This window comes from Methylobacterium sp. 142-1Y (assembly GCF_057747795.1).
The window spans coordinates 5,677,217-5,689,686 of record NZ_CM173224.1 but is presented as its reverse complement, the minus strand read 5'-3'; the positions used below and the strand labels follow the sequence as shown (position 1 = coordinate 5,689,686).

11 protein-coding genes are annotated in these 12,470 nt (G+C 69.9%); 2 read left to right on the top strand and 9 right to left on the bottom strand.

Features of this window, described 5'->3' with window-relative positions; all coding sequences use genetic code 11:
• Window positions 1-35 precede the first annotated feature (35 nt).
• Window positions 36-1,247, bottom strand: a complete 1,212-nt coding sequence (locus tag AC3AOF_RS26125; RefSeq protein ID WP_488346908.1) for an acyl-CoA dehydrogenase family protein — start codon at window positions 1,245-1,247, stop codon at window positions 36-38.
• Between the two features lie 378 nt (window positions 1,248-1,625).
• Between AC3AOF_RS26125 and AC3AOF_RS26120 the strand changes: the two genes are divergently transcribed.
• Window positions 1,626-3,299: a methyl-accepting chemotaxis protein gene (locus AC3AOF_RS26120; RefSeq protein WP_488346907.1), complete on the top strand. Its 1,674-nt coding sequence runs from the start codon at window positions 1,626-1,628 to the stop codon at window positions 3,297-3,299.
• Window positions 3,300-3,360: 61 nt separating this feature from the next.
• Here AC3AOF_RS26120 and AC3AOF_RS26115 read toward each other — a convergent pair whose 3' ends face one another.
• The 4 genes from AC3AOF_RS26115 to AC3AOF_RS26100 all read right to left on the bottom strand — a co-directional run bounded on the left by AC3AOF_RS26115 (window position 3,361) and on the right by AC3AOF_RS26100 (window position 7,178).
• Window positions 3,361-3,870 carry a hypothetical protein gene (locus AC3AOF_RS26115; protein ID WP_236988128.1) on the bottom strand — a complete coding sequence of 170 codons (510 nt, stop codon included), beginning with the start codon at window positions 3,868-3,870 and terminating at the stop codon, window positions 3,361-3,363.
• Window positions 3,867-5,669, bottom strand: a complete 1,803-nt coding sequence (locus tag AC3AOF_RS26110; RefSeq protein WP_488346906.1) for a PQQ-dependent dehydrogenase, methanol/ethanol family — start codon at window positions 5,667-5,669, stop codon at window positions 3,867-3,869. Before AC3AOF_RS26110 ends, AC3AOF_RS26115 begins: the two co-directional genes overlap by 4 nt.
• A gap of 148 nt (window positions 5,670-5,817) precedes the next feature.
• Window positions 5,818-6,399, bottom strand: a complete 582-nt coding sequence (locus AC3AOF_RS26105; RefSeq protein WP_236988130.1) for a QcrA and Rieske domain-containing protein — start codon at window positions 6,397-6,399, stop codon at window positions 5,818-5,820.
• Window positions 6,400-6,569: 170 nt separating this feature from the next.
• A complete protein-coding gene (locus tag AC3AOF_RS26100; protein ID WP_236988131.1) occupies window positions 6,570-7,178 on the bottom strand; it encodes an SCO family protein in 609 nt (202 codons plus the stop codon).
• A 294-nt stretch (window positions 7,179-7,472) separates the two neighbouring features.
• On the opposite strand from AC3AOF_RS26100, the gene AC3AOF_RS26095 reads away from it, so the two are divergent.
• Window positions 7,473-7,952 (top strand): cupin domain-containing protein, encoded by a 480-nt coding sequence (locus AC3AOF_RS26095; protein WP_488346905.1) that lies wholly within the window; start codon window positions 7,473-7,475, stop codon window positions 7,950-7,952.
• 418 nt (window positions 7,953-8,370) lie between these two features.
• On the opposite strand, the gene AC3AOF_RS26090 is transcribed toward AC3AOF_RS26095, so the two are convergent.
• The 4 genes from AC3AOF_RS26090 to hisC form a co-directional block, all read right to left on the bottom strand.
• Complete coding sequence (locus AC3AOF_RS26090; protein ID WP_236988133.1) at window positions 8,371-9,099, bottom strand: SDR family oxidoreductase; 729 nt, start codon at window positions 9,097-9,099, stop codon at window positions 8,371-8,373.
• 22 nt (window positions 9,100-9,121) lie between these two features.
• Window positions 9,122-10,318, bottom strand: a complete 1,197-nt coding sequence (locus AC3AOF_RS26085) for a patatin-like phospholipase family protein (RefSeq protein ID WP_488346904.1) — start codon at window positions 10,316-10,318, stop codon at window positions 9,122-9,124.
• 108 nt (window positions 10,319-10,426) lie between these two features.
• Window positions 10,427-11,359 (bottom strand): prephenate/arogenate dehydrogenase family protein, encoded by a 933-nt coding sequence (locus tag AC3AOF_RS26080; protein ID WP_236988135.1) that lies wholly within the window; start codon window positions 11,357-11,359, stop codon window positions 10,427-10,429.
• Window positions 11,352-12,467 (bottom strand): histidinol-phosphate transaminase, encoded by a 1,116-nt coding sequence (gene hisC / locus AC3AOF_RS26075; RefSeq protein ID WP_488346903.1) that lies wholly within the window; start codon window positions 12,465-12,467, stop codon window positions 11,352-11,354. The genes AC3AOF_RS26080 and hisC overlap by 8 nt, the downstream gene beginning before the upstream one ends.
• Window positions 12,468-12,470: the final 3 nt, after the last annotated feature.

Below are 12,470 nucleotides of genomic sequence, written 5' to 3'. Positions count from 1 at the left end.
GGTCCCCGCTTCATATGTGCCTCGGACCTTCGGCCTCACGCCTCGGCGGTCGGCCAGGCGAAGAAGCCGCGGCCTTCCGATTCGAGGTGCCGGTTGAGCACCATGCGGTGGACCTCGTCGGCGCCGTCGACCAGCCGCGCCTGGCGGGCGTAGCGGTAGATCCATTCCAGCACCGTGTCCTTGGAATAGCCGCGGGCGCCGTTGATCTGGATGCCGATATCGGCCGCCCGGTGCAGGGTGTTGGCGACGTGGACCTTCGCCATCGACACCTCCTTGCGGGCAAACCGGCCCTGGTCGAGCTCCCAGGCGGCGCGCATCACCAGCAACCGGCCGATCTCGATATCCATCGCGAGGCCGCCGAGCATCAGCTGCACGCTCTCACGATCGGCGAGGCGAATGCCGAACCCCTCGCGAACCGCCGCATACTCTTGCGCGATCTCGACGCAGCGGCCGGCGAGGCCGAGCCAGCGCATGCAATGGGTGAGGCGGGCCGGGCCGAGGCGCACCTGCGTCACCTTCAGGCCCTTGCCCTCGCCGCCGAGCACGTCCTCCGGCTTAATGGTGAGCCCGTCGAAGGCAAGTTCGCAATGGCCGCCATGCTCCTCCGGCCCCATGATCGGGATGCGGCGCACGATCTCCCAGCCCGGCTGGTCGCGGTGGAACAGGAAGGCGGTCAGCCCGTAGCGCGGATCGTCCGAGGTGCGGGCGATCAGGATGAAATGGGCCGCGTCCTCGGCGCCGGTGATGTACCATTTGCGCCCGGTGATCCGCCACGAGCCGTCCGGCTGGCGCTCGGCGCGGGTCCTGATCATCGACGGGTCGGAGCCGCCGCCGGGATGCGGCTCGGTCATGGCGAAGGCCGAGCGGACCTTGCCCGAGACGATGGGCTCGAGCCAGCGCGCCTTCTGCTCCGGGGTGCCGAGGGCCTCCAGCACCATCATGTTGCCGTCGTCGGGGGCGGCGGAGTTGAACACCACCGGCCCGAAGATCGAGCGGTTCATCTCGGTGTAGCAGGCCGCCATGCCGACCTTGCCGAGGCCCTGGCCGCCGGTCTCGGGCTTGAGCTGGAGGCACCACAGGCCGGCGGCCTTGGCCTTGGCGCGTAAGGCCGCCAGGGCCTCGGAGCCGATATTCTCGTGCTCGTCCCAGGTGCTGCGGTCGGCCTCGACGGGCAGGATCTCGCTCTCGACGAAGGCCGCGATGCGGGCGCGATACTCCTCGATGCGGGGGGAGAGCGTGAAGTCCATCGGCGAATCCTCCGGCGTGGAACTATATTTCCATACGCTTGCGCCGTCCGGAGGCCCGTGGTCAAGCGCGACCGTGCCGAGGCACCTCGCATTCGGTACCGCTCCGCCCCAATCGGAGGGATGGAAACGGCCGCGACGGCCTCCCGCCGCTTGCGCCGGTCGCTGCGCCGATCGCGCCGGAGCGAGGCAAACGTTCTTATGGTTGAACCGCTCGGGAGGACAGTCAGTAACGTTTCAGAGTGTCCGGATGCCGTGCATGGTCAATTTCGATCACAATTGTCATATGGTTGGGTAGTATATTACGATTTACCTTACGTTAATTTGCGTCAAATATATTTCGTAAAATACCGACTATTCCCATTTTCCGGATCTTCCGCGATGTCTTCGATTCGCGCGCGCCTCCTGGCCGCACTGGCAGCGTTGTTCGCCTCCATCGTGACGATCGCCGGGATTGGCTGGTACGCGTCGAGCCTCGCCAATCGCGACATGAACGGCATGTACCGGGACCGCGTCGTGCCCTTGCGCGATCTCAAGATCATCGCCGACTTGTATGCGGTCGACATCGTCGACACGGCGCACAAGGTGCGCAACGGCAACATCTCCTGGCCGGCCGGGACCGCCTCGGTCCGGAAGGCGCAGACGCGCGTCGCCGAGATCTGGCAGGCCTACATGCTCACCAACATGGACGAGGCCGAGCGACGCCTCGCCGGCGCGGCCCGGCTCAGCATGGAGGCGGCCGACGGCAGCGTCTCCGATCTCCAGGCGATCCTGCGCGCGAACGACCAGGCGGCACTCGATGCCTTCGTCCGGACCCGCCTGTACCAGGCGATCGACCCGGTCAGCGAGCAGGTCGCGAAGCTCGTCGATCTCCAGATCGCCGAGGCGGGCGAGCTCTACGACGGCTTCGCCGCGGCGTACCGGCTGAACCAGACGATCGGCGCCGGCATCGTCCTCGGCGGGCTGGCGGCGGGGATCTTCGCCCTCGCGACCACCTTGCGCGGCGTGCTGGCGCCACTCGCGGCGATCACGTCGGCGATGCGGCACCTGGCCTCCGGCGACGCGGCCCGCCCGGTTCCCGGTCTCGGCCGGAAGGACGAGGTGGGCTCGATGGCGGCGTCGGTCCAGGTCTTCAAGGACAACCTGATCCGCTCCCGGCAGATCGAGGAGGAGAGCGCCCTTGCCCGTGCCTCGGCCGAGGAGCAGCGCCGGGCGACGATGCGGGAGATGGCCGGGCGTTTCGAGGAGGCGGTCGGCGGCGTCGTCGACCGGGTGTCGTCCTCCGCCGCCCAGTTGCAGGCGACCGCCCAGGCCATGGCGGCGGCGGCGGCACAGACCTCCGGACGCTCCACCGCGGCGGCGGCTGCCGCCGCGCAGGCCTCCGACAATGTCGGCACCGTGTCGGTCGCCGCCGAGGAACTCGGGGCCTCGATCCAGGAGATCGGCCGCCAGGTCCACAACGCGGCGGGCCTGGCGCAGGGGGCCGTGCACGAGGCCGACCAGACCGGCCGCCTCGTCGAGGCCCTGGGTACGACCTCGGTGCGGATCGGCGACATGGTCGGGCTGATCTCCTCGATCGCCAGCCAGACCAACCTGCTCGCCCTCAACGCCACCATCGAGGCGGCACGGGCCGGCGAGGCCGGCCGCGGTTTCGCCGTGGTGGCGGCCGAGGTGAAGGAACTCGCGACCCAGACCGCGCGGGCGGCGCAGGAGATCGTCGGCCAGATCGGCGAGATCCGGGGTGTGACCGCCCAGGCGGCGAGTGCCATCGGCACGATCGGGGACCGTATCCGGGAGGTCGATGCCGGCGCCACCGCCATCGCTGCCGCGGTCGAGGAACAGAGCGCGGCGACCCAGGAGATCGTCCGCAACGTGGTCGAGGCCTCGGCCGGTGCCGGGGTGGTCACCAGCAACGTCGTGGAGCTGGCCCACGCCTCGGAGGAGAGCGGCGCCGCCGCCGCCCAGCTCCTCGCCTCCGCCTCCGACCTGTCGCGCCAGTCGAGCCAACTCTCGGCGGAGGTCGGCCGCTTCCTCGCCACCGTCCGGGCGGCCTGACGGCCCCCCGGATCCCGCCGTCACTGACCCACCGTCACTGACCCGCCATCACTTGCCTGCATCACTTGCTCTTCGGCGGCCCGGTCGGGACCAGGAGGGCGATGCGGTAGGTGCCGCCCTCCCGGCCGATCAGGAACACGCTGGTGGGCGGCGCGTCGCCCTCCACCGGCGGTTCGTCGAACACCACCCGCAGTCGCTCCGTCACCGGCATGTTGGCCTTGAGGGTGCCGCGCGAGGTCGCTTCCGCCAGGCCGTCCTCCGGCATCGGCTCCAGGGAGGCCGCCTTGATCGGCCGGCCGAAGCCGGCGCGGATCTGGTAGAGCGTCAGCCGCTTGCGGTGCGCCCGGGTGCCGGTCCAGTTCACCAGCCGCTCGAAGGCGGAGGCGTCGTGGTCGGTCATGGCCTTCGTCACGTAGGCGACGAGGGCGTCGGCTTGCGCGGGGAGGGGGCTTACGGCCCCCTGCTTCGCGGCGCTCTCCTGGGCCGGCTCGGAGTTCTGTGCCCGCGCCGCTCCGGTCAGGCTCGCCGCCGCGAGGGCGGCGAACCCGAGGGCCGTCAGGCGGCGCCTCATCGGGCCGCCGCCTCCTCGCCCATCACCCGGAAGACCCAGATCACCCCGCCCTGCGGCAGGACGCTGACCCGGCGCTCCTCGGGAATGAGCGCGTTGATGCCGGTCAGCATGCGCTCGGCATCGACGCCCCAGCCGGCCTGGACCGCGACGTACTGGATCCCGTCGACCATGTAGCTCGACGGCACGCCGGTGACGCCGGAATTGAGACGGGTCTCCCACAGCACCTTGCCGGTGGTGCCGTCCAGCGCCCGGAACTTGCGGTCGCTGGTGCCGCCGGCGAAGATCAGCCCGCTGCCGGTGGTGAGGAGCGGCCCCCAGTTCGCCGAATCCTGGAAGTCGTGCTGCCAGGCCTTCTTGCCGGTCTTCGGATCCCAGGCCTGGATCGCCCCGATGGCGAAGGGCTTCGACTTGTCGACGCCGTCACGCAGGCGCAGCGAGTTCAGCACCTCGTCGATCGGGATGCCGATATAGAGCTCGCCGGGCTTGCGCGTGCCGGCCTGGGCGCCGGCCAGCTCCGAGCACAGGTTGTCGTTACTGGGGATGTAGAACAGCCCGGTCTTCGGGTTGTAGGCCTCCGGCGGCCAGTCCTTGCCGCCCCACAGGCCGGGGCAGAAGGCGGCGCGGCGGTTGATGCCGGGGATCTTGGACTGGTCGTAGGTCGGGCGGCCGGTCTTCGGATCGAGGGAGGAGAACACGTTCTGGTACACGAAGGGCTTACCGTCGACGAAGCTCAGCGGCCCGTCCTTGCTGCGCTCGAGCGTCCAGAGATAGCCGTTGCGGCCGGCATGGATCGCGGCCGGAATCGTCTTGCCGTCGCGCTCGATGTCGATCAGCACCGGCGCCGAGACCTCGTCCCAGTCCCAGGCGTCGTTCCAGTGATACTGGTGGTGGCCCTTGATCTTGCCGCTGTCGAGGTCGAGCGCCACGACCGACGAGGTGTAGAGGTTGTCGCCCGGCCGCGCATCCGGCGTCCAGGGACCGCCATTGCCGGTGCCGAAATAGGCGAGGTTGGCCGCCGGATCGTAGCTGCCCTGGATCCAGACCGAGCCGCCGCCGGTCTTCCAGGAATCGCCCTTCCAGGTATCGGCCGCCGGGTCGCCGGGGCCGGCCACCGTGTAGGTCTTCCAGGCCTCGTTGCCGGTCTCGGCATCGAGCGCCGTGATGAAGCCGCGCACGCCGTACTCGCCGCCGGAGACGCCGACCACCACCTTGCCCTTCGCCACCAGCGGCGAGAGCGTCATGTAGTAGCCGTCCTGCCAGGGGGCGACGCATTTCTCCCACTTCACCTTGCCGGTGGTGGCGCCGAGCGCGACCACGCAGGCATCGGTGGTGGTCATGAAGACGCTGTCGCCGTAGAGCCCGACGCCGCGATTGGTCGGGTGCAGCTGCGACAGCTCCGGCGGCAATTCCTTCTGGTAGCGCCACAGGATCTCGCCGGTGCGGGCATTGATCGCCATCACCTGGGCCTGCGGGGTGGTGACGAACATCACCCCGTTATTGACGATCGGCGGGGCCTGGTGGCCCTCGCTCACGCCGGTCGACAGGCTCCAGGCCGGCACGAGCTTGGTGACGTTCTTCGCGGTGATCTGGTCGAGGGGGGAATAGCCCCAGCTCTGGTAGTTGCCCCGGTATTGCAGCCAGTTCTCCGGCTCCGGGTTGGCCAGCCGCTGATCGGTGACCGGCTTGTACTCGACCTTGCCGGCCGGGTCGGCCTTCAGCGGTGCGGCGGCGAGCGCGAGGGCCACGGCACAGGGCGCGACCGCGGCGAGCCAGCCCCTGGCTCGAACGAGACGTGACATGCTGCTCTCCTCAAAACAGGGGCAGGCACGGGCCGGCCCGGCGTTTCCTCGATCCCGATTCCTTGTTCCGGACCCGCGTCGTTGCTGCGTGGGTCTCGGTCTTTCTCTTGGAAGACCAAGGCGGCGCGTGCGCCGCCTCACCTCCCGCTCAGGCGGGCCCCGGCCCCGGCTTGCCGATGAAGCCGCCGGCCACCATCAGCGTGCCGCCCTCGCCCTTGGCGAGCGGCAGCATCGGCAGGCGCTTGCGCGCCGGCCCCTTGGCCACCCGGCCGCCCTGGGCCGGCAGGAACTCGGAATGGTGGCAGAAGCAGCTCAGGCGCTGCGTCTCGTGGCTCCAGCCGGAGATGGTGCAGCCCTGGTGGGTGCAGATGGCCGAGAGCGCCACGACCCCGTCGACCGCGTGGGCGCGCTGGTCCTCCGCGACCTGGTCGGGCGCGACCCGCACCAGGAGGATCTTGGCGAAGCGCGAGCCCTCGCGCCTGACCCCCTGCGGATCGACCGCCACCGCCTCGACGAGGTCGCCACCGACCGGCAGCGCGTCGAGGGTGATCGGCTCGCCGGCCTTCGCGCCGTCGCCGAGCACCAGCCGGTCGCCCTTCTGCGGCAGCGCCTCCTCCGGTCCCGCCCAGGCGGCGCCCCCCGCCGCACAGCAGGCCACGGCCCCCATCACCACGCTGCGCCGGTCGAGCCCAGGCTCGTGCCGCTGCGCGCGTCGTCTTGCGCGATCCATCGTTCCTCCCGGTGGAATCGTTCTTTGTTCTTATGATTTTCTATATGAGTAGCCGAGCCGGCGGTCGCGTCAACCCGCTTCATGCCAATTCACGGGTTCCTGATGTTTCGTATGCTTGGTGCGGCGCACCCAAATCCTGTGCGGTGCAGCGCGGCCGCGGCATCGGAGGCTCAGCGAGCGAGGTCTTGACGGGCCAGATCCTGACGGACGAGCGCGGATCGCAGGGTCTCGGCCAGCGCATCCGGCGCGATCGTGGTCGGGATCCGCGCCATCACGGCTCCCGTCGGGCCGACGAGGAAGAACTCGGCCGGGTGATCGACCACGCCGTCGTGGCGCCGGATCGGCGGTGCGGCGTAGGAAGCGGCGAGGCCGTCGATGACCGCGAGCGGGCCGGTCACCGCCACGATGGCGGGGTGGAACGTGTCGAGATAGGCCGCGAGCACGGCCGGGCCGTCGCGCTCGGGATCGGCGGCGACCAGCACCGGCACCAGCCGGGCGAGCAGGGCCGGGGCCAAATCGTCGAGGGCCTGCGTCACCGTCATCAGGGCGGTCGGGCAGAGGTCGGGACAGCGCGTATAGCCGAAATAGACCAGGCGCAGCCGGCCGGCGAACCGGGCCTCGTCCACGGCCGCACCGGTCTGGTCGACGAGGCCGCGCCCGGCGGGCCAGGCCAGGGAACCGGCTCCCGCGGGCGGGACGACGCCTGCACCGACCGACAGCAGGGCCGCGACGAGCGGTCCCCGGCCGAGGCGCCGCACCCATGACGAGACCGCACCCATGGCCAAAACCTCACACCAATTGGCGATGTAAGCGTCTTCGCCACGAAGCGCCATCGGACGGCGCCGATGATCCCCACATCTCGCAGGCTTTTGACCGATAACCTCGCGCCCCGGCGGCCTTTTACAAAAGGTTGCCCTGTCGCGGCGAGGGCTGCTTAACCGTCTTCTGCCGGCATTGCCGCATGCGGGCACATTCGAGCCTTCGCCGCAGCCCTCCGTTAACGGCGGTCGGTTGGTATGGCGCCATCAGGGAACGGTTCGTGACGGCCGGCGACGGTCACCGCGGGGGGCATCATGGGAATCATCAAGCAGCTCATCACATCGTCCGGGCCGCTCCTGGCCTATATGGGCGTCGTTCCCCTGCTGCGCATGGTGCCGTTCCTGCAGCGCCCGGCGCCGCCGCTCCGCGATGGACCGCTCCAGGCCACCGTCGACTTTCCGGCTTTGCAGCCCCCGGCCGAGCCCTACGCGTGGCCGCGCTCCCACATCCTGTCGGGCAATCCGGTCCAGACCGCGACCTACATCTATACCAGCCCCGACAACCTGTTCGCCGCCGGCATCTGGACCTGCGAGATCGGCAAGTTCCGCATCGATTTCGGCCGGGCCGAGTTCATCCAGATTCTCGCGGGCGTGGTGATCGTCACCGATGCCGAGGGTGTCTCGAAGACCTACCGGGCCGGCGACGCCTTCGTGACGCCCAAGGGGTTCTCCGGCACCTGGGACGTGATCGAGCCGATCAAGAAGCACTTCACCTGGTACGGCTCGGGGGAGTGAGCGGGCGGACGGCTCCGTCTGTATCCTTCGACCGAGCTATCACGCCCATTGCCAACTCGCAGGGTCATTCCGGGGCCGCGGAAGCGGAGCCCGGGATGGCAGCCTGTTTCACTTAGCTTGCATCTTTGTCCAACCCACGACCTCATCCTGAGGTGCGACCGAAGGGAGCCTCGAAGGAGGGCTCCAGATACCACTACGACTCCTGGAGCCCTCCTTCGAGGTCAGTCGATCTCCGATCGACTAACACCTCAGGATGAGGTGAAGATTAGGATGTTCTAGGGATTTCCCTAAATTTTAGCAGCTCGATCCGCCCAAACAGACTCTCAGAATGAGATTGCGGGGCAGGAGGGAATACGTTGATCGGTCAAACAAGCTCTCGACGGCATGGAGCAAATCGATCCGATATCGCAGAAAACCATTACAGATCGAAGTTCGTCGGCATCATCACCACGTCGCGGATGGTCATGCCCCGCGGCCGGGTCAGCATGAACATCACCACGTTCGCCACCTCCTCGGGTTCGAGCAGGCTGCCGGAGGCGCGGGCCTCCTCCAGTTTCTCGGCCGGCCAGTCGGCCAGCAGCGCGGTGACGACCGGGCCGGGCGAGATCGCGCCGACGCGGATGCCGTGCTTGAACACCTGCCGCCGCACCGTCTGGACGAAGCAGTTGATCGCCCATTTCGACGAGGCGTAGACCGGCTCCCACGGCGTCGGGTAATGCGCGGCGAGCGAGCTCGTCACGATGATGTCGCCGGAGCCCCGCGCGATCATGTGCGGCAGCACGTCGTGCACGTTCTTCATCACGACGTTGACGTTGAGGTTCAGCATCCGGTCGATCGCGGTGCTGTCCGCATCGACGAGGTCGCCGCCGACGTAAGATCCCGCATTGGCATGCAGGATGTCGAGGCGGCCCGCCGCCTCCAGGATCCGCGGCAGCAGGCCGGCGCAGGCGGCCGGATCGAGGAGGTCGAGGGAGAGCGGGATCGCCGCCCCGCCATGCCTGGCGCATAGTCTGGCAAGCGCCGCCTCGTCCCGGTCGACCAGCACCACGCGGGCGCCCGCCGCCAGCATCGCCTCGGCGCTGGCGAGCCCGATCCCCGAGGCCGCGCCGGTGACCGCCGCGACCTTGCCTTGCAGTTCTCCCGCCACGGCGTTTCCTTCTCTGCCGATGTCAGCGCAGGGCCAGCGTGGGGACCGCCGGCTCGCCGTCGCGCGGCAGGGTCGTCTGCCACACCGTGCCGCTGCTGCCCTTCTGGTAGCCGTCGTCGTAGAGGCGGCGCATATAGGCGGTGTCGAACCCCTGCGAGGCCGGGACCTCGGGGATGCGCCGGTCGATATAGGTCAGGTTGAAGCCCATCCCGTTGCGGCGGGCGAAGGCCTGGGTGCTGGCGAGCGTCGCCCGGGCGCGGGATCGCCCGACCGTCGAGAGCGAGCGGACGGCGATCGGCAGGGTGCCGTTCTGCACCACGTCGAAGCTCGGCTCGATGCGGCCGTTGATGACGACGTAGATGTTGGGCTTGCCGCGGCTCGCGGCGATGCGCCCGTCCTGGGTCAGGAAGGCCTCGGGCAGGGTGAAGACCGGCGTCACCACCGAGCCGTCGACATGCATCTCCTGGAAGGCGTGGTTGCCGGCCTGGGCGTCGATCAGCATCGGCGGGAAGACCGCGGGCACGCTGGCCGAGGCGGTCAGCACGTCGCGGAAGAGGTCGACGGCATTGGGCTGGCCGCTCGCCGCGATGGCGCCCATGTCCCAGATCACCGCGCGCTGCGAATCGAGGTTGGTGGTGACGACGAGGAGCCGCCGGCCCTTGCGGTGCTCCTCGGCCACCGCCGCCAGCAGGTCCGGCGTCACGTAGCGCCCGACGAGGTCGCGCAGGCGTGCATCGCCGAACAGGCCGTCACCGGTCAGCACGTTGAGGGGGTTGGGCGAGCGCACCAGGGTCGCGGCCTCGCCGCTGGTGTAGATCTGGCGCAGGTAGCCGTCATAGGCCGGGCCCAGGAACGCGAACGGGGCGATCAGCGCACCCGTCGAGACGCCCGAGACCATGGTGAAGGTCGGGCGCTTGCCGGTCTCGCTCCAGCCGTTGAGCACGCCGGCGCCGTAGGCCCCGTCGCCGCCGCCGCCCGAGAGGGCGAGGTAGCTGAACGGCTCGCGCGAGGCCTTCACCTGGTCGGCCACCGCCGCGAAGCTGCGGGCCGAGCCGTCGGCCCAGAAGCGGATGTCGGGCTGCTGGCCCGGCACCGTGGCGGTTGCGGCTTCCGCCGCCGTGTAGGGCATGCGCGGCAGCGAGGCGCAGGCGGCCGCTTGCGCTCCGATCAGGGCCACCGCGAGGCCGCGCTTCCAGGTCGATCGAAGGGACACGATCATCACACCACGAGTTTCGCCACGCCGCCTCGCCGGGGAGTATCCGACGAACACGACGAAACGGCAACGCTTATGGCAAAGCTCGAGAGGCCGAACGGTTCCGCGCGAGGCTCACTCCGCCGCCTTGGAGCCGGCGCGGCGGCCGAAATCCGGCTCGGCGGTCTCCTGGCCCACGGCGACGATGCCGCGGCGGATCGCCCGGGTGCGGGTGAAGAGCGCGTGCAGGGCCTCGCCGTCGTCCCAGCGGATGGCGCGGGCCAAGGCCGCCAGATCCTCGTTGAAGCGGCCCAGCATCTCCAGCACCGCCTCCTTGTTGGTGAGGAAGATGTCGCGCCACATCGTCGGGTCGGAGGCGGCGATGCGGGTGAAATCGCGAAACCCGCCGGCCGAGAACTTGATCACCTCGGACTGGGTCACGGTCTCGAGATCGGCGGCGGTGCCCACGATGTTGTAGGCGATGAGGTGCGGCACGTGGCTGGTGATCGCCAGCACGAGGTCGTGGTGGGCCGGCGTCATCGTCTCGACGACCGACCCCAGTCCCTCCCAGAACGCCCGCACCCGCGCCACCGCCGCCGGATCCGTGCCCTCCGGCGGGGTCAGGATGCACCAGCGGCCGTGGAACAGGCTGGCGAATCCCGCATCCGGCCCCGAATGCTCGGTGCCGGCGACCGGGTGGGCGGGCACGAAGCCGACGCCTTCGGGCAGGTGCGGCTCGGCCGCCGCCACCACCGCGGCCTTGACCGAGCCGACATCGGACAGGATCGCGCCGGGCGCGAGCGAGCCGGCGATCTCGGCCGCCACCGCCCCGATGGCGCCGACCGGCACGCACAGGATCACGAGATCCGCCCCCACGACGCCCGCCGCGAGGTCGGTGGTGGCCTCGTCGGCGATCCCGAGCGCTCGCACCCGCTCGATCACGCCCGCGTCGCGGTCGACCGCGACGATCGCCTGAGCGAGCCCGCCCGCCCGGGCACCGCGGGCGATCGACGAGCCGATCAGCCCGAGGCCGATGATGGCGAGGCGCCGGAACGGGGCCTCAGCCACGCGGGGGAGCCTTCACGAACTCGGTCAGCGCCGCCACCACGGCCTCGTTGGCCTCGGCGGTACCGATCGTCATGCGCAGCGCATTCGGCAGCCCGTAGGCCCCGACCCGGCGCAGGATCATCCCGCGGGCGGTGAGGTAGGCGTCGGCGTCGGCCGCGGTCCGGCCGGCTGTTTCAGGGAAGTGGATCAGCACGAAGTTGCCGACGCTCGGCGTCACCACGAGGCCGAGGCCCTCCAGCGCCTTCGTCACCTTCGGCAGCCACGCGTCGTTGTGGGCCACGGCCTTGGCGATGTGGGCGTCGTCGGCCATCGCGGCGGCGCCCGCCGTGATGGCGGCGGCCCCGAGGTTGAACGGCCCGCGGATGCGGTTGACCGCGTCGGCGATCGCGGCGGGCGCGACCATCCAGCCGATGCGCAGCGCGGCAAGCCCGTACACCTTCGAGAAGGTGCGGGTCATCACCACGTTCTCGGATTCGGCCACCAGCTCCAGGCCGGCGGCGTAGTCGTTGCGCCGGACATATTCGGCATAGGCCGCGTCGAGCACCAGGAGCGTGGATTTGGGCAGGCCGGCATGCAGGCGCCGCACCTCGTCGAAGGGCAGGTAGGTGCCGGTCGGATTGTTGGGGTTGGCGAGGTAGACGATGCGGGTCTTGTCCGTCACCGCCGCCAGCAGCGCGTCGACGTCGGTGGTGCAGTCGCGCTCCGGCGCCACCACCGGCGTGCCGCCCGCCGCCAGGATGGCGATGCGGTACACGAGGAAGCCGTATTGCGAGTACAGCCCCTCGTCGCCCGGGCCCATATAGGCGTAGGTCAGGAGCGACAGCAGCTCGTCCGAGCCGGCACCGCAGACGATGCGCTCGGGATCGAGGCCGTATTTCTGCGCGATGGCCTGGCGGAGCTTGGTGGCGCTGCCGTCCGGGTAGAGCTCCAGATGCGCCGCCGTCTCCTGCATCGCCGCGATCGCCGCCGGGCTCGGGCCCATCGGCGTCTCGTTCGAGGAGAGCTTGTGCAGCGTCACGCCGGCCGGCGCCGCGCTCTTGCCCGGAACGTAGGCCTCGATCGCGAGGACACCGGGGCGCGGGACGGGGCGAAGGGCGGCGGCGGACATGGG